The 18,224-nt window shown below is 70.3% G+C and carries 19 protein-coding genes; 5 read left to right on the top strand and 14 right to left on the bottom strand.

Annotation, left to right across the window (positions count from 1 at the left end):
• Positions 1 to 84: 84 nt before the first annotated feature.
• Both ACZ7CF_RS22000 and ACZ7CF_RS21995 read left to right on the top strand, forming a co-directional pair.
• Positions 85 to 579: a hypothetical protein gene (locus ACZ7CF_RS22000; protein ID WP_470370425.1), complete on the top strand. Its 495-nt coding sequence runs from the start codon at positions 85 to 87 to the stop codon at positions 577 to 579.
• Between the two features lie 841 nt (positions 580 to 1,420).
• Positions 1,421 to 1,747, top strand: a complete 327-nt coding sequence (locus ACZ7CF_RS21995) for a hypothetical protein (protein WP_470370424.1) — start codon at positions 1,421 to 1,423, stop codon at positions 1,745 to 1,747.
• A gap of 47 nt (positions 1,748 to 1,794) precedes the next feature.
• Here the strand turns inward: ACZ7CF_RS21995 and ACZ7CF_RS21990 are convergent, their stop codons facing one another.
• From ACZ7CF_RS21990 to ACZ7CF_RS21950, 9 genes are all read right to left on the bottom strand, one after another.
• Entirely contained in the window at positions 1,795 to 2,370 is a 576-nt protein-coding gene (locus tag ACZ7CF_RS21990; protein ID WP_458431786.1) for an NADPH-dependent FMN reductase, read from the bottom strand.
• A gap of 16 nt (positions 2,371 to 2,386) precedes the next feature.
• On the bottom strand, positions 2,387 to 2,911 hold the full coding sequence (locus ACZ7CF_RS21985; RefSeq protein ID WP_458431785.1) for an NUDIX domain-containing protein: 525 nt from the start codon (positions 2,909 to 2,911) through the stop codon (positions 2,387 to 2,389).
• 90 nt (positions 2,912 to 3,001) lie between these two features.
• Positions 3,002 to 4,315: an NtaA/DmoA family FMN-dependent monooxygenase gene (locus ACZ7CF_RS21980; protein WP_458431784.1), complete on the bottom strand. Its 1,314-nt coding sequence runs from the start codon at positions 4,313 to 4,315 to the stop codon at positions 3,002 to 3,004.
• Between the two features lie 2 nt (positions 4,316 to 4,317).
• A complete protein-coding gene (locus ACZ7CF_RS21975) occupies positions 4,318 to 5,100 on the bottom strand; it encodes a creatininase family protein (RefSeq protein ID WP_458431783.1) in 783 nt (260 codons plus the stop codon).
• The gene (locus ACZ7CF_RS21970; RefSeq protein WP_458431782.1) at positions 5,097 to 5,963 is read right to left on the bottom strand and encodes a beta/alpha barrel domain-containing protein; all 867 of its coding nucleotides are present in this window, start codon (positions 5,961 to 5,963) and stop codon (positions 5,097 to 5,099) included. The genes ACZ7CF_RS21975 and ACZ7CF_RS21970 overlap by 4 nt, the downstream gene beginning before the upstream one ends.
• Positions 5,960 to 6,529, bottom strand: a complete 570-nt coding sequence (locus tag ACZ7CF_RS21965; protein ID WP_458431781.1) for a nucleoside 2-deoxyribosyltransferase — start codon at positions 6,527 to 6,529, stop codon at positions 5,960 to 5,962. The genes ACZ7CF_RS21970 and ACZ7CF_RS21965 overlap by 4 nt, the downstream gene beginning before the upstream one ends.
• 226 nt (positions 6,530 to 6,755) lie before the next feature.
• On the bottom strand, positions 6,756 to 8,300 hold the full coding sequence (locus ACZ7CF_RS21960; protein WP_470370423.1) for an MFS transporter: 1,545 nt from the start codon (positions 8,298 to 8,300) through the stop codon (positions 6,756 to 6,758).
• Positions 8,301 to 8,414: 114 nt separating this feature from the next.
• Positions 8,415 to 8,792: a winged helix-turn-helix transcriptional regulator gene (locus ACZ7CF_RS21955; RefSeq protein WP_470370422.1), complete on the bottom strand. Its 378-nt coding sequence runs from the start codon at positions 8,790 to 8,792 to the stop codon at positions 8,415 to 8,417.
• Between the two features lie 111 nt (positions 8,793 to 8,903).
• Positions 8,904 to 9,203, bottom strand: coding sequence for a hypothetical protein (locus ACZ7CF_RS21950; RefSeq protein WP_458431778.1), 300 nt, complete (start codon positions 9,201 to 9,203; stop codon positions 8,904 to 8,906).
• Positions 9,204 to 9,494: 291 nt separating this feature from the next.
• Between ACZ7CF_RS21950 and ACZ7CF_RS21945 the strand changes: the two genes are divergently transcribed.
• Together ACZ7CF_RS21945 and ACZ7CF_RS21940 are read left to right on the top strand one after the other, a co-directional pair.
• Entirely contained in the window at positions 9,495 to 10,355 is an 861-nt protein-coding gene (locus tag ACZ7CF_RS21945) for an SDR family oxidoreductase (protein WP_470370421.1), read from the top strand.
• 28 nt (positions 10,356 to 10,383) lie between these two features.
• Entirely contained in the window at positions 10,384 to 10,890 is a 507-nt protein-coding gene (locus tag ACZ7CF_RS21940) for an LLM class flavin-dependent oxidoreductase (RefSeq protein ID WP_470370420.1), read from the top strand.
• 393 nt (positions 10,891 to 11,283) lie between these two features.
• Here ACZ7CF_RS21940 and ACZ7CF_RS21935 read toward each other — a convergent pair whose 3' ends face one another.
• Positions 11,284 to 11,658, bottom strand: a complete 375-nt coding sequence (locus ACZ7CF_RS21935) for a DUF6927 domain-containing protein (protein WP_470370419.1) — start codon at positions 11,656 to 11,658, stop codon at positions 11,284 to 11,286.
• Between the two features lie 69 nt (positions 11,659 to 11,727).
• Between ACZ7CF_RS21935 and ACZ7CF_RS21930 the strand changes: the two genes are divergently transcribed.
• Positions 11,728 to 12,153, top strand: a complete 426-nt coding sequence (locus ACZ7CF_RS21930) for a nitroreductase family deazaflavin-dependent oxidoreductase (RefSeq protein WP_458434381.1) — start codon at positions 11,728 to 11,730, stop codon at positions 12,151 to 12,153.
• Between the two features lie 40 nt (positions 12,154 to 12,193).
• Here the strand turns inward: ACZ7CF_RS21930 and ACZ7CF_RS21925 are convergent, their stop codons facing one another.
• From ACZ7CF_RS21925 to ACZ7CF_RS21910, 4 genes are all read right to left on the bottom strand, one after another.
• Positions 12,194 to 13,615 (bottom strand): cellulose binding domain-containing protein, encoded by a 1,422-nt coding sequence (locus ACZ7CF_RS21925; protein WP_470370418.1) that lies wholly within the window; start codon positions 13,613 to 13,615, stop codon positions 12,194 to 12,196.
• Between the two features lie 162 nt (positions 13,616 to 13,777).
• Entirely contained in the window at positions 13,778 to 15,085 is a 1,308-nt protein-coding gene (locus ACZ7CF_RS21920) for a jacalin-like lectin (RefSeq protein ID WP_360389485.1), read from the bottom strand.
• A 161-nt stretch (positions 15,086 to 15,246) separates the two neighbouring features.
• On the bottom strand, positions 15,247 to 15,909 hold the full coding sequence (locus ACZ7CF_RS21915; RefSeq protein ID WP_360389488.1) for an NADPH-dependent F420 reductase: 663 nt from the start codon (positions 15,907 to 15,909) through the stop codon (positions 15,247 to 15,249).
• A gap of 297 nt (positions 15,910 to 16,206) precedes the next feature.
• The gene (locus ACZ7CF_RS21910; protein WP_470370417.1) at positions 16,207 to 18,219 is read right to left on the bottom strand and encodes a cellulase family glycosylhydrolase; all 2,013 of its coding nucleotides are present in this window, start codon (positions 18,217 to 18,219) and stop codon (positions 16,207 to 16,209) included.
• Positions 18,220 to 18,224: the final 5 nt, after the last annotated feature.

Here is an 18,224-nt window from a genome sequence, read left to right as displayed (position 1 = left end):
GGCAAGCCCAGGCCACCTGATCGAACAACAGCGACAAGAGGGTGTGCCGTGCCGGGGCTACTGGGTCACCACGAGCTGATCACCGTGCCCGCCCACCGGTTGCTCACCGTGCGCGACCAGGACAACGACGCCGGCACAGGTCTCGACGAGGCCATCACACACGCCCAGGCGACCATCGTGGCGTCGACCGGCTATGAGCTGGTGATCAACTGTGCGCAGGACCTGCTGCCGGTGTCCGCACGCCTCGAGACGTGGTCCGCACCACCTGAGGGAGCCGACGAAGGCGGCTGGTCGAAACCCCAGCTGTTCGAACTCGGGTGCCCGAGTGGCCTGCTCGTCCTCAGCTCCCCCACCGGCGACGCACTCGACGCGCAATTGCCGGCGGGACCAGGTATCTACGCGCTCGAGGTCACCTATCAGGCACGCGAACAAGCCCTCGCAGCACGGCAGGAGATCCTCGAACACGAGGACATCGCTGCCCACAGGGAAGCCCTCGTCACCGCACAGCCAGGCGGCTTCGAGCGGTACCGGATCCGAATGTGGCTCTCCGCGGCCTTGCCCGACGACGAGGAGGAGTAGAGCACGGCGCAACACCAGCTTCGCTGCTTCGGCACCGAACCGGGAATCGATGAGCCTTACCTGCGCTGACGCCGCACGAAACGGCTCATCACCGCTCCCACCATCAGTGCTGTGCCGGCAACGACCGTGATCGCTGCCTGCCCCAGAGGATCTCGGCGGCGTTGTACGGTGTCGGCGACAGAACATTAGCGGCGGGGACGCGATCGCGGACGGCAGCAGAGACCGACAAGGCCACACTGGCCACAGCCGCAGCCACCATGAGATCGGGCCACCGACGCCGCAGCGCCCACAACGCCATCACGGCCACCCCTGCGAACCCGACGATCACCGACTTGATCGGATCACCTGGGTACGCAGCGGGCCACTGCCCCCATCCGCCGGCAAGAAACCGGGTGGGACCCAGCCACGTGCTCGGCGATTCCCATCGGACGAAGCCCGTCGTAGAAGCTGAGCATGTCGATCCACCCAGCTACCCACGCGATCGCTCCCGCGCTGAGAGGAACCAGCGGATCGAAGCCGGCAGCATGCCGTCAGTCGGAACAACCCGGGACCGCGTAACAAGTACCGGAGCGGCAGCTGCCACCAGTACGACAGACACGCACCACAACGCGGCAGCTCGCCAAGAAGGATACGACGTCAGCGAAACGTCGAAACCAGTGTTCGCTGACGGTGTGAAAACAGCCATCCCGAGGCCCCACAACGCCACAACCGACAGGCCGAAGACCAAACCAGGGAAGGCCCGTTTCAGATCCGCTGACACAACGGCACAGTACAACGCCCTGCTGGTCCATCGACCCATCCGCCGACAGGTATCCGACGACTTGCTCGCTCAGTCCTCGCGGTGCCGGTCGGCCCCGCCTGGCTGGTCGTGCCGATCTTCTTCGCCGTCGCGTCGCTCGGGTTCGTCCTCGGTCCGGCCACGGCGCTCGCGCTCGACGCCGTGCCGCAGGCCGCGGGCACCGGGTCGGCGGTGCTGGGCGCGTCGCAGTTCGAGCTCGCCGCTGTCGTGTCACCGCTGGTGAGCCCGAGGGAGGGGCACTCGGCGGTGCCGATGGCGGTCACGATCGCCGTGCTCGCCACCATCGCGGCGGGCTTCTGCGCCTTGCTGGGACGTGCGGCCCGCCGCGCCGACGTGCCCGAGGCGGAGCTCCAGCCCGCGCGGACCTGAGCCGCGCCGGGGAGCGGGCGGGCATCCGTGCCCGCCCGCTCCCGTTGTCATGTCGGCATGGGAACACCGGCCTTCCTCGCCGTGCGCAGTGCACGCGCCCACCACGTCAGCTCGGCGAGCATCGTGTCCGCCGCGGCGTCAGCGATCTCCTCCTCCTTGGGCAGGCCGTCGGCTGTGAAGCACTTCTTGGCGCCGTGGAAGGACACCGTCTCCCGGACCGTCGTCGCGTACAGCTCGGCGAACACCAGCCGCAGGGACTCGACGGCGCGCAGGCCACCGGAAAGACCGCCGTAGCAGACGAACGAGACGGCCTTGCGGTACCACTCCTGGTTGACGCTGTCGATCGCGTGCTTCAGCAGGCCGGGCGCGCTGTGGTTGTACTCGGGGGTCACCACCACGAACGCGTCGGACGCCGCCACGGCGTCGACCCACACCGGGTTGCGCCCCGGCTGCTCCCAGTGCTCGGGGGTGAGCACGTCCTGGAGGTCGAGGTGGGTGACGTGCAGGTCGGGCCGCCGCAGGGCGCGGGAGTGCACCCACGAGCTCACGACCGGGGCGAACCTCCCCTGCCGCAGGCTCCCGTTGACGATGGTGACGCGGATGGGGCTGTCGTCGTCTTCCATGGGCAACATCGCTCCCTCAGCTCAGCACGCTGATGGTCAACTGGTCGCTGTCGAGGTCGTCCTCCAGCACCCGCGCGGGAGTGCGGACGACACCCGCGTCGGAGAGGATGCGCCGGTCGGTGGAGTGCAGCCGGACGTGGTCGGGACCCGCCTGGACCACACCCCCTCCGTTGTCACCGACGAAGCCCGCCGGCAGGCGGTAGCTCCCCTCGGCCAGGTGGGCCGACAGCAGGACGTGGTAGCGCGGAGTGCCCGGCCAGTCGGCGATGATCTCGTAGGTGCCGATGCCGGTGACGCACGAGACCGGGACCTCGATGCCGGTCTCCTCCGCGCACTCGCGCACCGCCGCGGCTTTGGCCGCCTCGCCCAGCTCGATGACGCCGCCGGGGAGCATCCAGCGGCCGGCGAACGGTCCGCCCTTCTGGCGGACGAGGGTCGGCCTGCCGTCCTCACCGAGGACGACGAGCACCGCCACCGGGATGATCCCGGTGTAGCGCGCGGACGTCCGCCAGTCCGCCGGGCTGGTCAGATGAGTGGTCACTGTTCTCTCGCTCTCGGAAGTCCCGTGATCGACCTCCTGCCGGCCGGGCACGGTGTCGGACGGACGGAGGAGCGGCGGGACGAACGGGCATCAGAACTCGCGCAGGCGCTGCTTGAGCGTCTGGCCGGGCGTGTACGCGCTGCGCGCCAGGCCGCGGCGTTGCAGGGCGGGGACCAGGCCGTCGGTCAGGTCGGCGATGAAGCGGCGGTTGAGGCGCAGCAACGGGGTGGTGAGCATGAACCCGTCGCCGCCGACCTCCTCCATGACCTCGCCCATCCGCGCCGCCACCGAGTCCGGCGTGCCGATCAGCTCCACAGAGGACACGAGGCCGCCCGCGTTCTCCGTGACCAGCTGCCGCAGCGTCTTCCCGCTGCCCCACTGCTGGAACTGGTCGAGGGTGCCCTTCTCCCCGTTGGTCTCCAGCTTGTGCGGCAACGGCTCGTCCAGCGCGAACTGCGCGAAGTCGATCTGGGTCAGAGCGGAGACCTGCACCAGCACGTCGGCGATGAAGTCGTCGTTGTCGACCATGCGCTGGTGCTTCTCGCGCGCGTCCTGCTCGGTCTCGCCGACGGTCGGCGTGACGCAGAACAGGACCTTGATCTCGTCGGGGTCCCTGCCCGCGGCCTCCGCGTGCTTGCGGATGTCGTCGCGGAAGGCCTTCATCTCCGCCGGGCCGTTGGCGATGGCGATGACCGAGTCGGCGTTTCGGGCGGCGAAGGCCCGTCCCCTCGGCGACGCGCCCGCCTGCACGAACGCGGGCCGGTGCTGCGGCGACGGCACGGTGTTGAGGGGGCCGCGGCTGGAGAAGTACTTGCCGCGGAAGTGGATTGGGCGCACCTTGTCCGGGTCCGCGTAGACGCCCTTCTCCCGGTCGCGCACGACCGCGTCGTGGTCCCAGGACGCCAGCAGCTGCTTGACCAGGTCGACGTACTCGTCGGCCATCTCGTAGCGCTGCTCGCGGCTGGGCAGCGCGTCCAGGCCGAAGTTCTGCGCGGCCAGGTCCTCCGCGCTGGTGACGATGTTCCAGCCGAACCGGCCGCCGAGCAGGCTGTCCATCGTGGACGCCAGGCGCGCGGTCATGAACGGCGGGTAGGCCAGTGTGGACAGTGTCGCGACGATGCCCAGCTCCGTGGTCGACTTTCCCATCACGGCGGCCAGCGGCACCGGGTCGTGCTTGGGCGCGATCGCGGCCTGGCGCAACGCCGCCGCGGCGCTGCCGCCGTAGGTCTCCGGGACCATCAGCTTGTCCTCGATGATCACGTAGTCCAGGCAGGCGCGCTCAAGCGCCTTGGCGATCTCCATGTAGAACTCGCCGTCCCAGGTGTCACCGCCGGAGCCGAACTGGCCGCGCCAGTCGTCGGTGGTGAAGTTGAGGATGAAGGCGAGGTGGAACGGGGAGGCCATGCTCACTCCTTGTCGAACGGTGGTTGCCGGCGGACGAGCCCGAAGCCCTCTGCCACCGACTTCGCGGCACGCGCGCTCACGTGCTCGAAGAGGAGGGCACCGGACTCCGCGCTGGCACCGGAGGTGCGGCTGAGCACACCGCGGGTGCTCGCCCTGGAGACCTCCAGCGGGTGGACGTAGATCCCCGCGGGCGGCGGGGTGTCGTGGTCGGGCCGCACCTCGCGCACCAGGTCGGGCCGCAGGTGCAGCATCAGGCTGGTCTCGGTGTGCCCGGCGTGCTCGGCGTGCCAGCCGGGGAAGCCCTCGACGTGCTCGCGCGCCCACGCGTCGTCGACCAGGCTCCACCAGCTGAAGACCTGCACCTCGCGGTCGGACAGCGCACCACCGGGACGCGTGGCGTCGTCGACGGCGTCGAGCAGCAGCGCCTCGTTCTCGAAGTGCCCGTTGAGCACCACCAGCCGCGCCAGCGGCAGCTCCGCGATCGAGCGCAGCACCTCGCGAACGTAGGAGATCAGCTCGGCGCCGGAGGCGTAGAGCGTGCCGGGGAAGGCCAGTCCGCCACCGCTCTGCGGCAGCGAGCGCGCCGCGATGTCCAGCGTGGGCAGCAGCAGGCCGTCGACCCGTTCGGCCAGCTCGGCAGCGAACGCCTCGGCCAGCACGGAGTCGACCGACAGGGGCAGGTGGGGACCGTGCTGCTCGGTGGAGCCGATGGGCCAGATGACCGTCGCGCCCGCCAGCGCCTCGTGCACCTCGGCGCTGCTGAGGTCCGCGAAGTAGCGGCTCACACCACCACTCCGTCCGGCTCGTGCTCGACGACGCCCGCGACGATGGCGGCGAGCGTGGAGTACATGTCGGTGTGCAGCGCTGTGTAGACCTGGGTGACCGTCGCCCCGACCGCCAGGTACTCGCGCACGTCGTCGGCCGTGGCGATGCCGCCGATGCCCAGGATCTCCGCGCCGACACCAGCCCTGCGCAGGGAGTGGATCGCGGCCAGCACGAGCGGCTTGATGCCGGGACCCGAGTAGCCGAACACACCGCCCAGCTCCAGCTCGCCCGCGACGGACACGGCCGCGGCCGGGATGGTGTCGCTGATGCTCAGCGCGTCCGCACCGGCGTCGAGCGCGGCCTTGGACCGGTCGCGCAAGCTTTCGCCGATGGCCAGCTTCACCGCGAACGGCAACGACGTCGCCGCGCGCACGGCGCTGGTGTAGGCCGCCACCCGCTCCGGTGTGTCCTCCAGCCCGTCCTCCTCGTTCAGGCAGGAGATGCCCAGCTCCAGCGCGCGGCACCCGGTCTGCTCGACCTGTGCGGCCAGCTCCGCTAGCTCGGCCGGGCTGTCGGCGTGCAGGGAGGCGATCACGGGCAGGTCGTCCTCGGTGAAGCCGCGCAGGTGTCCCAGCCACTCCCCGACGGAGCGCTTGGAGTAGGTGGTGCTGTTGATCATTCCGGTGGGCAGCCTGAGGATGCGCTCGTCGAGGTCGCGCGGCGGGCTGGGGTGGATGGTCTTGGTGACCACCGCGCCCGCGCCGGTGGCGATGAGCCGCCGGATGTTGCGGGCCTGGTCCGTCAGCAGACCCGAGCCCACGACGACCGGGTTCGCCAGGTCCATGCCGAGCACGCGCGCGGTGGAGCCGCTGCGGGGGCTCACCGGCCCGCCACCGGGGTCTTCACCGCGACGGCGGAGGACCGCACGGCCTCGCGCTGGCGCGTCGTGGCCCGCAGCACGGCCTCGACCAGCAGGAACGGCGCGCGGGTGAACCGGTCGAGGTCGAGCACCTGCACGTTGCCGATGCGGTGCAGCCCCTTGAGCAGGTGGCTGGCCGACTCGACGATGGGCTGCCGGGTGACCAGCACGATCGGCCGCCCGAGGGCGGTGGCCCAGCCTAGCTCGATGTGGGTGCCGTCGGTGCGCATCAGCTCCTCGTCGGAGGTGGGCAGCACGGGGATGAAGACGTCGCACTTGGACATCCAGCGCAGATCCCGCGCCGACACCTGCTCGGGGCTGAACGCGGCGGTCCGCGCCCCGAACTCCTCGACGGTGTGCGCGGAGAAGATCGTGCCGCCCTGTCCGCGCAGCGTCTCGATCGCCAGGGAGATCGCGCTGCGCAGGTGCCCGGTGAACCCGTCGGGGCGGATGGCGTGCTGGATGGGACCGCCGACAAATAGGTCTAGACCAGTGAGCGCGGAATGTGGTGGGTGCTGCTCGGTCAGCATTTGTTCGCCCTTCGAGGTTGCGATGTCGAGAAGAATGGGAATGATCTGTCGACAAAGTTCGCGGCGACGGCTTTCAGCAATCAGTATCCGGCGCGAATAATCCGCGCCGGCACCTCCGATCGGGTGACTGTTCAGAGCCTAAACAAAATGCCTCGAAAAAGAATCGTGCGCGCGCCGAAAAACCGCGCGACAACGCGCGGGTGTTGTCCGGGCGACCGGTCGGACCTCAGTCGGGCGGGTCCTCCCCGGCGGACGGCGGCCGCAGCAGCACCGCCACGGCGGCGGCGATCACGAGCAGCACCGCCGCGGCACCGCCGACGGCCACGCGCACGCCGGTGTCGAACGCGGACTCGGCGGCGGTCGTCAGCGCACCGGCATCGGCCTGCGACAAGGTCGCCGCGACCTCCTGGGCCCCATTGACGGAACTGCGCGCGACGTCGCCCTCGCCCTCGGAGAGGAACGGCGGTGTGGTCAGGCTGAACCGGTAGACGACCGCCAGCACGCTGCCGAGCAGCGCCACGCCCATTCCCGCGGACAGCTCGAAGGACGTCTCCTGGATGGCGGCGGCCTCACCCGCGCGCTCGGGTGCGACGACGGCGGTGATGGAGTCGGCGCCGGAGGTCATGATGATGCCCGCGCCGAAGCCGGAGACCACCAGCACGCCGACCAGCGCGGGGTACCAGGTGGTCAGCGGGCTGGCCGCGAAGAAGGCGAGCGCGGCGGCGAACGCCGTGAGCGCGCCCGTCATCGACCAGCGGCTGCCGAACCGGTCGGCGATCCGCGGTGCGAGCGTGGCCCCGAGCGCGTTGGCCACGGCCAGCGGCACGATCGCCGCCCCGGCCTGCAACGGCGTGAACTCGCGCGCCTGCTGGAACCACTGCATGAGCAGGAAGAGCATCGCCACGTAGGAACCGAACGCACCGAACACGGCGATGATCGCGACGCTGAAGCGGCGGTTGCGGAACAGTTCGAGGTCCAGCAGCGGCTGGTGCAGCCGGCGTTGCCGCAGCACGAACCACACCAGCACCGCGATGCCGGCGACGCCGCCGGCGAGGGTGAACGGCGTCAGCCCGCCGGGGGCGGTGGCCTCCTTGAGCCCGTAGGCGAAGCCCGCGAGCCCGACCACCGACAGGACGACGCTCAGCGGGTCCCACGGCCTGGGCTCGGGGTTGGAGGACTCGGGGATGACCAGGGCGCCGACGACGAGCACGACGACCACGACGGGGACGTTGACCAGGAAGACCGAGCCCCACGGGAAGTGCTCGACGAGCGCGCCGCCGATCAGCGGCCCCAGGGTGGTGCCCACGCTGTGCGCGGCGGTCCACAGGCCGATCGCGAAGGCGCGCTCGCGGTCGTCGGGGAAGACGTTGCGGATGATGGCCACGGTGGCGGCCATGATCAGTGCGGTGCCGAGCCCGAGCACGGCGCGCGCGGCGATCAGCAGGCCGGTCGACGGCGCGAACGCCGCGGCCAGCGAGGCCAGGCCGAACAGGGCGAAGCCGGTCAGCGCCACCCGGCGCCGCCCGATCTTGTCGGCCAGGGTGCCGCACACGATCAGGAAGGCGGCGACGGTCAGCGAGTAGACGTCGACGATCCACAGCAGTCCCGGCCCGCTGGGGTCGAGGTCGCGGGCGAGCGCGGGCACGGCGACGTGCAGGACCGTGAGGTCCAGGCCGGCCAGCAGCAGGCTCGTGCACAGCACGGCCAGGACCAGCCACCGCCGGTGGTGCTCGCTTTTGGCTTGGGAACGTGTGGAGGGCTTGAGACTCACTGACCCTTTGTCTACTTATCGTAACGCAGAGTCAAGCAGTGAACACGCTGTGTCATAGTGACAAGCTGTATACCTTTGCGGGCAGCGGCGATCCACGTTGCAATATGATCTCCGTCATATTTCTGCGGACTCCGTCACCGCCGCCGGTCGCGCGCTGTCCCGGTACTGCGCACCCCAGCTGTCGAGCTTGTCGACAAGCTCCCGCAGCGACTCGCCCAGTTCGCTGACGGAGTACTCCGTCCTCGGCGGCACCTCCGCGTACACGGCCCGCGTGACCAGTCCGTCGGTTTCCAGCTCCTTCAGCTGCCGGCTCAGCATCCGCGGTGTCACCGACGGCAGCATCTTCCGCAGCTCGCCGAATCGGAGCGTTCCGTCCAGCAGGTACTTCAGGATCAGCATTTTCCATTTTCCGCCGATCACCACGAGCGCCACTTCGACGTTGCACAGCTCGGGCATCTCGTCGATGTTCTCCCGAATTCTCACCTGTCTCACGGAGTGGAATTCTACGGCACCGCCGAGAATCGGGCAAATGAGACGAGCTTGATTTCGCGGCGGTTTACCTGGTGACAATCGACCCGAAACATTCGTGGTGACCCCGCCGGGTCAGTCCGCGTCGAGGTGCCGGCGGCGCGCGGCGGCACGGCCCGCGTAGCGGACCCCGCGGTTGGCGGCCTTCACCCAGCCCTGCCACTCCTTGTGCGCGGAGCGCTCCTGGGTCCGTGCGCAGCAACGCCACGGGGAGGCGATCCCGGTGACCACCGCCCAGCGGCACCGGGTACCCGTGTGCTCCCGCGGGGGGAGCGGGGGGAGGTCGCACGACCCGTGCCGGTGGTCGTGCAGGGGCAGGCCACCGTGCTCGCGGTGCCGCACCCACGCCGGTTTGGTCTTGTCCGTGCGGGACATCTCGTTCCTCCGGAACCAGCCACCCGTGCTCCCGGACCCTCCGGGCGGGCGGCTAAGGCATCCGCCGCACCACGACCACCTTCTTCTTCTGCGCTGTGGCGGAACGACCCGTGCCGCCCGCTCCTCGCACGGTACCGAACCGGCGAACTCGCCGAGGTCGGCCGCGCGGGCGATCTCGTGAACGGCGTGACGCCCCTGGCCTGCCGGCAGCCGCCGGAAGCGGAGACCTGACCGTCTCGTGGCTGAAGACCGGCGTCAGCGTTGCCGCGGTGCCGTGCGGCGCAGCAGCCGGTGGACGCGGCGCACCGACGCCAGCCGTTCCTCGCCGTCGAGCGCGAGCGCCCGCACCACCGGGTCGTCCGGGCCGCGTCGCCTGCGGATCTCCGCGAGCCGGAGCGCGCGAACCTGCCCGACACGGTCGAGGTCGTGCAGGGCGACCTCGCCGACCGCGAGGCCGTCGCCGCCGTGCTGAAGGGCGTCGACTCGGCGTTCTACGTCTCGCCGCACGAGGCCAACGAGATCGAGATCGCCACGATCTTCGGCGAGGAGGCCCAGCGCGCGGGCGCCCGTCTCGCGTTCGGCGGCTTCCACGTCGAGGACCCGGAGGCGCGCGCGGGAGCGGCCCAGGCGATGCCGGACTACACGGGGAAGCTGCGGCTCGCGGCGTTCCTGGCGGGCACCGACCCGCGGCCGGCCATGTTCAGCCTCACCAACTTCGACCAGAACGACGAGGTCTTCCGCGCCGACATCGAGGCGGGTGTCCACCCGACGCAGCTGCACGCCAGGGGCGTCAACCGGATCGACCTGCGCGACGCCGCCGAGGTGATCACCCGCGCGCTCGTCGACCCCGGCTTCGCGGCCGGCAGCTACCAGTTGCTGGGACCGGAGTCGTTGAACGGCGAGCAGAGTGCCCAGATCTGGGCCGAGGCGCTCGGCCGCGAAGTCGTCTACACCGGGAACGACCCCGAGTGGCGCAAGGCGTTCGGGCGCAGGCTCTCCGGCCAGAAGCTCATCGGCTGGATCCACAGCTTCGAGCTGCTCAGCGCGGGACCGATCCTGACCGACCCGGCCCAGGTCGCGACCATGACCGAGCTGCTCGGCCACGCGCCGCGCTCCCTGCGCGACTACGTGCGCGACTCGGTGAACCGCTGATGCCCGCACCGACGGCGGCAGGAGCGTCGTGAAGATCGGCTCCACGCTGCCGCAGGCGGGCACGGCCGCCCGGCAGGTGCAGCGGGCGGGCCGCTACGCGAGCGAGGGCGAACGGCTCGGAGCGGACAGCCTGTGGGTGATCGACCGGCTGCTCGCGCCGGTCGCCCCCACGGCGGGCCACAACGGCGCCGACACGTTCCCGGACGAGTTCCGCGCGGTGCTCGACCCGTTCGTGCTGCTGAGCATCGCCGCGATGGCCACCGAACGGGTGCTCATCGGCAGCAACGTCCTCAACGCGCCGTGGTACCCGCCGGTGGTGCTCGGCCGCGCGCTCACGTGCCTGGACGTGCTCAGCGACGGGCGCCTCGTGCCGGACCTCGGCATCGGCTGGTCACCGGACGAGTTCACCGCGGTGAACGTCGCGATGTCCGAACGCGGCAGCCGCCTGGACGAGACCCTGGACGTGCTGGACCAGCTCTGGACCCCCGGCCCTGCCGAGTACCGGGGCAGGCGTCGACGCCTCGGTACGGGTTGAACCCTGAGCGGGATCGGGACGATCGATTCGCGGGGGGCTGGAACGGTGGCCCTCCTCCGCCGCCGCAGCCCTACGCCTACGGATCTCGGCGCGTTCGCCGACGTCGAGGATGCGGATCGACCTCGCGTGGTTGACCTTGCCGTCCACCCGTGGTGAGAGCGTGCGGCGCACGTCGTAGACCGCCCAGGGCACCGCGGCCAGCAGCGTCTCGAACTGGTCGAGCACCTCGGCGGTGCAGTTGATCTGCAGCAGTCGTAGTTGTGTCGCACAGCGCTGGTGCGCGGGTCAAGGCGATGCCCGCTTCAGCGCCTCCGCTGAGCTCCGCGGGTCATCGCCTCCCGCGCCGTCGTGAGAGACCGGTCATCAGCCCGAGGATGTCCGTTTCTCGACCGGTCAGCTCGAAGCCTGAGCTGGCTCGATCTCCCACCGGAGCTCGTGTGCCCAGCCGGCACCAAGGCGGCAGGGGAACTGAGTGCCATCGTCAGTGATGGCCATCCATCCGAAGCTCCGACCGGTCGAGCTGAGGCACTGAAACCGTGACGCTTCCAGCCCGTTGTGTAAACGCAGCGGGCCGTTCAGCTTGATCGTCGTACCGACCACGACGTCCTTCAGACGCTGGCGCACTTCCGATCGTCTGGTGAGCCGGTTGCGGCACTTCGCACGCCACTCCAACGCGTACTCGTTGGTCGTGGGGCTGAGTGCGTCGAGGACCTTGGCCGGGGCGCTAGCTACTGCCCTCCCGGTCCGGCAGGACGCCGCGCAGTCCACGAACGTACAGTTCTCCGCTCGCTGGCCTGCGAGGGAACAGAAGTTGCCGCAGAATCGTTGATCGTGGACATGGCAGACGTGAAGCTCAGCCCCACTGAGTGGGTGCGGGACCAGACGGCGAAGATCCTGGAGACGGGTACCACCGAGGGCATCAAGGTCGCCGGCAGGCCGATCGTGCTGCTGACGGTGCGCGGCGCCAAGAGCGGCCAGCTGCGCTACACCCCGGTTATGCGCGTGGAGCACGACGGCAGCTACGCGGTCGTGGCCTCGAAGGGCGGCGCGCCCGAGCACCCGGCGTGGTTTCACAGCATCAAGGCGTACCCCGAGATCAAGCTGCAGGACGGGACCGTGACGAAGGACTTCGTCGCACGCGAGGTCGACGGCGACGAACGCGCCCAGTGGTGGGAGCGGGCCGTCGCGGCCTACCCGCCCTACGCCGAGTACCAGACCAAGACCGACCGGCAGATCCCGGTGTTCGTGCTCGAAGCGAAGTGACGTGCGGGCGGTCCCGGTGTCGCGGGACCGCCCACCCCTGTCACCAGGTGATGCCCAGCCCGGCGAGGAAGTCGCCGAGCTTCGTGGCGATCAACCGGTGGTCGCGGGCGGAGAAGTGCCAGTCGCAGCCCAGCCGGTCGATGGCGGGGTCGGCGAAGTTCCAGTGGCGGACCCGGCTGTCGCCCTGGGCCGTGCGCTCCTGCACGACCTGGCGTGCGGCGTCGGCGAACACCCCGGACGCCTCCGGGACGCCCACGACGATCTCCGTGCCGGCGCCGTAGCGGGTCCGCAGCTTCGCGAGGAACCCGAGGTAGGCGCTCTTGTAGGCGGTGACCAGGCTCTCCTGCGTCGGCCACTGCTCACCGGGGTTGAGCGCGGTGGAGAAGTCGTTGGTGCCCAGGCCCACCACGACGACCTTCGGCTGCCAGCTCGCGGGCTTGACCCACACGTCGCCCTCGACGTGCAGCAGCGCCCGGTCGTAGTAGGTGCGGTAGCTGGTGCCCGGCTGGCCGCCCGCGTAGTTGCGCACCATGCCGCGCCCGGAGAACGCGTTGATCTGGTAGTCCGCGTTCAGCGCGCGAGCCGTGAGCGCACCGAAGCTGATGTCGGAGTTCGTGTTGCGGTCGACGCCGCCGTTGGTGGAGCAGTCCCGCGTGGTCGAGAGGTTGCCGTAGCCGGCGGTCAGCGAGTCGCCGATGAACTCGATCTGCCTGCTGCGCGCCGCCGGCCGGTCGAGCACCACGCCACCGTTGGCCGCGACGAACCCGCCGAACTGCCCCGCGGCGTACGTGCTCTCCGTGCGCTTGACGAGCCGCACGCGGTGCTCGGCGTTGCTGAGCCCGCCGACCTGGTGCGTGACCCTGCCGGGCTTGACCAGCGTGGCCACCGTCGTGCCGTCGACCTGCACGTCGTAGTCGTTGACGGCGTCGTTGAGCACCACACCCACGCCGGTGCCGCGGAACCGGCCCTCGAAGTAGACACCGGGCCAGGTGTACTGGCCGGTGGCGGTGACCCGGCCGGCGGTGTGCGCCTGCGTCAGCGGGTCCGGCGCGGGCGTGTCCCCCGTGCAGGCGGTGCCGTTGAGCGCGAACCCGCTGGGGGCGGGCGTGGTGGCGCCGGTGGCGACGAAGCCGACCCCGGCGGTGGCACCGGTGCCGATGCGGGCGTTGTAGCCGGTGTTGGTGACGGTCACCTGGGCACCGGACTGCCGCACGGTCCCGTTCCACAGCTGCGTGACGGTCTGCCCACCGCCGAACGACCACGTCAGCTGCCAGCCGTCGACGGCGTCACCGAGGTTCGTGACCTCCGCCGAGGCGATGAACCCGCCCTGCCACTCGTTGGTCACCTGGTAGACCACCCGGCACCCGGCGGCGGCACCGGCCGCCGGCGCACCGGCGGAGAGGACGGCCGCTGTCATCGCGGCGGTGAGGACGGCGGCTGCCGTCGGCTTCAACCGGTGCACTTGCTCTCCTCGTTCGGCCGTCCACTGCGGACTGTGCGGGAACGCTCCCGGAACCTCGACCGTAGCGTCGAACGAGATCGAAAACGAGCCTGGCGGTGTTCGACGACGATCGGTCGAACCGGGTCGAAGCCGGACCTGCCGGCCGGTCGGACGACGCGTCGATCACCCGACGCGCGTGCAGACCACGCCCAGCGCGTCGACCTCGCTGCCCGCGCGGCCGTGGAAGCCCGCGATCTGGAACCCGGCCGGTGCGGTGTAGGTGACGGCGTTCGGTGTCTCGGTGCCGCCGGACAGCGTGCGGCCGGTGTTCGTGGTGAAGCGGGCGAAGAAGATCCGGGTGCGCCCGTCGTGTTGTCCGGAGTGGAGGGTCACCGACGTGAGGTGCTCCCCCGGTGCGAGGGTCAGCTGCTGAGCCGTGCCGCCGTTGCCGCCGTGGGTGAACGTCGTGCCGTCGGCGAGTGCCAGGCCCACCTGGTCGACCCGTGAGCCCGTGCGCAGGGTCAGCTGGGTCACCCGTTGCGCCGGCGGGACGGTGGCCACGTCGGTGAACGGAGTGCCGTGCGGGCCGCCCCACTGGTCGCTGAGCGACAGGGCCGGGTCGAGGGTCCACCGGAAGTCCGCCGCGATCGGGTAGTGGTCGGACAGCATCTTGTCGTCCGCGGTGCGGAAGGCGGCGTTCTCGTTGGCGTAGCGGGTGAGGCTGAGGGTGATGTACCGGTTGCCGCGGAACAGGACCTTGTCGACGACCTCGCACGCGTCGGTGACGTTCGCGTCGTCGCAGACCAGCGCCGGGCTGCCGGCCTCCGGCGGCACGCCACCCCGTTCCTCCTGCACCCACGCGTCGGTGAGGCCGTTGGCGGTGACCAGCTCGCGGATGTTGTCGCCGGCGCGGGTGTAGCGGGTGTTGGTGTCCCCGGCGACCACGACGGCGTTGCCTGCGGAGTTCGCGGCGATGAACCGGGAGAGCTCGCTGATGTTGGCGCGGCGGGCGGCCAGGTCCGCGTCGGTCGAACCCGCGTTGGAGTGCACGTTGTAGAAGTCGACCAGCACGCCCTCGGCCAGCCTGGTGCGGGAGAACGTGAAGCCCTTGGGCGTCAGGCAGTCCGTGCCGTTGCAGCGGTCCCACTTGTCGCGAACGAGGTCGGAGTACGGGTAGTTCGCGAGGGTGTTGAGGCCGTCGCCGAACGGGACGCCGCCGCTGGTGGGCGTGCGGAACGGGTGGGTGTTGTTGGCGTACAACGACGCGTGGTAGTTGAAGTCCTCCTGGACGTGCACGACGTCGTACGGCCGGATGCGCTGGCCGATGATCGGCGTGTTCACCCTCGGGTTGCCGCTGGACAGGCCTTCCGGCAGCCCGGCGACGTTGTAGCTGAGCACCGAGAACGTCCCACCGGTCGGCGCCGCCACGGCTGTGGCCGGGAGCAGCGCCGCCGCGACCAAGCCGGCGACGACGACAGTTCTGGTCAACACCTGCACGGCACCACTCCCGCCTCGCGATCGAGCACGACGCCGCGAGGCTAGAGCAACGCGAAGAAACTTCACATACCGTGGAGGTGACAACACCGCAACGAAGAACGGGAAACCGTCGAACGCGTCGAACGGCATTCGACGGTTTCCGTCCTAAGTGGACCTCAGAGGACGAAGTCCGGCGTCCGCTCCCGGCTCGCGCCGGCCAGGGCCTTGGTGACCCCGTCGACGCCCTCGCGCAGGCCGTAGACGGGGGTTCCGGGCTGCTGGCGCCAGGACTCGTCGATGCCGCCCGCGTCGACCGTGTCGAACCCGAGCTCGTCGATCAGCGCGCGCACCTTCGCCTTCGCCGCCTCGTCGTCGCCGGCCACCGGCAGCGCCATCCGGTCGGGGGCACCGGCCGGGCGGGCCCGGTCGAGGATGTCGGCGGCGTAGGTGCCGTTGAAGGCCTTGACGACGGGGTGGCCGAGGTGGCGCTCGGTCCAGCGGCTCTCCGTGACCCCCTCGTCGAGGATCTCGGCGATCCGCCCGTCCCGCTGCTGCGGGTAGTAGTTGCCGGTGTCGATCACCGCGAAGCCCTCCGCCGCGTCGGCGAACAGGCCGGACGGCAGGTCGGGGATCGCCTTCAGCGGGATCGTGACGACGACGACCTCCGCGCCGCGGGCCGCCTCCTCGACCGCGACGGGCGTCGCTCCGGTCTCTTCGGCCAGTGCGGTGAGCGTCTGCGGGCCGCGGGAGTTGGCGACCGAGACGTCGTGCCCGAGCGCGGTCAGCCGCCTGGTGAGGTTGCCGCCGATGTTGCCGGCGCCGATGATGCCGATCTTCATGACAGGCCCTTCCAAGATCGATGGACCTGCACGTCAACACCCTGCCCCTCTCTCCTATTCCGCTCCCCGCCGAACCTCCCCGCCGAACTTCCCCACTCACACCACCGCCTCGTTCACCCCACTCCCGCTTCGTTCACCCCCACCCCCGGCCCGTTCACCTCTACCCCCGGCTCGTTCACCCACACGCCCCTCACGCGCCTCATTTCACCGCACGCGGGGAGCCTTCGTACTCCAGGACCGCACGAAAGGCCCCCGCGTGCGAACAGGGCAAGGGAGGGTGGGTGCGGAGGGTAAGGGTTAGGCGGGGGAGCCGGAGGCGGTGTCACCTGTCCTGGTGACGTGGTAGGTGACCTTGGCGCCGCTCCAGTAGTGGAACGTCAGCGTCACCCGCGCGCCGTCCCGCACGGCCGCGAAGAACTCCGCGGTCAGGCGGGTACGGGACTCCGAGTAGCCGGGGGTGAAAGCGCGGTCGTACTCCTTGAACGACGTCCAGTCGTGCGGGCCGGCGAAGGTGCCGTCGTCGTACTTCGCCTCCATGGTGGCGAGCTGGTCGCCGCGGAACGCGGTCGGGACGTCGAACGCCGCGGTCGAGCCGGTCGCGGCCGACAGCACCGGCGTGTCGTGCGTGATCACGTAGAACCGCCACGGCACGCCCTGCGAGAACCGGGCGGTCAGCACCGCGTTCGTGCCGTACCCGCGCGACCCGCCCAGCCTGGTCAGCGCGGCGGCCGTGAGGGTGAGCTGGTCGCCGGAGACCGTGTAGTCCCGGCCGCGGACCAGGGCGGTGTTCCCGTTGTGCAGGCCGGTGAACGCGGTGCCGTTCAGGTTGAGGGCGATCGTCCTCGCGGTGACGGGACTGGACTTCGCGAGGAACACCTGGTCGGTGAACGCCGTGCCGGAGCGCGTGGTCCAGCTCGACCTGATCTGCGCGTACAGCTCGGGATCGCTCCACTGGAACGACGTGCGGCCCAGGTGCTGGCCGTTGTCCCAGAGCATCGTGGTGATGTTCTTGGCCTTGGCGTAGTGGCCGAGCTGTTCGAAGAACTTGAGCTTCTCGCCCTGCTCGATGGTGCCGGTGTGCCGGTCGAAGCCCAGCAGGCCGTACTCGCCCAGCACCACCGGGATGCCGCGCGCGACCAGCGTGTCGTGCACGCGGTCGAACGAGTCGGTGAGGTCCTTCTGGGCGGTGGCGTCGAACCGGGTGCCACCGGCGACGTTCACGCTGAACGGCCAGTAGCCGTAGTAGTGCACGGTCGCGATCAGGTTGGGGTCGGCCAGGCCGCGGATCTGCTCCGCCAGCGGGTCGAGGTACTGCTGTTCGGACGAGGTGTGCAGGGACGGCAGGACGAGCAGGCGGGTGGCGTTGTTGCCACCGGAGCGGCGGACGACGCCGTGGAACGCCGCGTTCAGCTCGGCGTTGAGCGCGATCTCCTGCGGCTTGCCGGTGCTGCCGGTGAACTGCGGCTCGTTCCAGCTCTCGAACGCGAGCTTCGGCCCGTACGCGGCGAAGGCGCCCACCAGCTGCGTCCAGATCCGGGTGAACCGGTCGAGCACCTGGTCGTGCTCGGCGGGCATCCTCGACATCCACTGCCACGAGTCGTGATGGACGTTGAGCATCACGTACAGGTCGCGGGCCAAGGCCCAGCGCACGACCTCCTCGACACGGGCCAGGTACGCCGCCTCGACCGTGCCGTCCGGCCCGAGGTGCGCGCTCCACGTGACGGGGACGCGGATGCTCTTGAAGGCCTGCGCCTTCACGTTGTCCAGCAACGCCTCCGTGACCCGCGGGTTGCCCCACGACGTCTCGTCGGCGCCGGTCGAGTCGAGCGTGTTGCCGAGGTTCCAGCCCGGCTGCATCGCCGCGGTGTGCTGCGCGGCGCTGAGCTGCCTGCCGCCGTGCACGCACGTGACGCCGTTGAGCGAGAACGCCAGCGGCGCGGTGTTGGCGTGGTCCCAGCTGCCGGAGAAGCCGAACCGCGCGGTCGCCTGCGGTGCCAGCTCCGCGTTGTGCCCGGCGTTCGTGGCGGTGACCACCTCGTCGGGTGACTCGGTGACCGTCGCGTTCCAGGCGTGGCCCACCTGCTGGCCGGTCGGCCACTCCCAGCTCAGCCGCCACCCGTCGAGGGCGGGACCGAGGTTGGTGACGGCGACGTCGGCCGTGAAACCGCCGGGCCACTGGCCGGAGACCTCGTAGGTGACCCGGCAGCCCGGTGGTGCGGCGGCGGTCGCCGTTCCCGCGGTGAGTCCCGCGGACACCACGACGGCCACCACCGCACCGGCCAGCCTTCTCACACCGGTCGAGTTGAACATCAAGC

The organism is Lentzea sp. NPDC036955 (assembly GCF_055608005.1).
This window is presented reverse-complemented; position numbering and strand designations above follow the sequence as displayed.

Bases quoted from the DNA above. Each gene is read 5' to 3' on its own strand.
- ACZ7CF_RS21990 (WP_458431786.1), bottom strand. From the start codon at position 2,370: ATGGAAGACGACGACAGCCCCATCCGCGTCACCATCGTCAACGGGAGC.
- ACZ7CF_RS21980 (WP_458431784.1), bottom strand. From the start codon at position 4,315: ATGGCCTCCCCGTTCCACCTCGCCTTCATCCTCAACTTCACCACCGAC.
- ACZ7CF_RS21965 (WP_458431781.1), bottom strand. From the start codon at position 6,529: ATGCTGACCGAGCAGCACCCACCACATTCCGCGCTCACTGGTCTAGAC.
- ACZ7CF_RS21950 (WP_458431778.1), bottom strand. From the start codon at position 9,203: ATGTCCCGCACGGACAAGACCAAACCGGCGTGGGTGCGGCACCGCGAG.
- ACZ7CF_RS21930 (WP_458434381.1), top strand. From the start codon at position 11,728: ATGGCAGACGTGAAGCTCAGCCCCACTGAGTGGGTGCGGGACCAGACG.
- ACZ7CF_RS21915 (WP_360389488.1), bottom strand. From the start codon at position 15,909: ATGAAGATCGGCATCATCGGCGCCGGCAACATCGGCGGCAACCTCACC.
- ACZ7CF_RS21910 (WP_470370417.1), bottom strand. From the start codon at position 18,219: ATGTTCAACTCGACCGGTGTGAGAAGGCTGGCCGGTGCGGTGGTGGCC.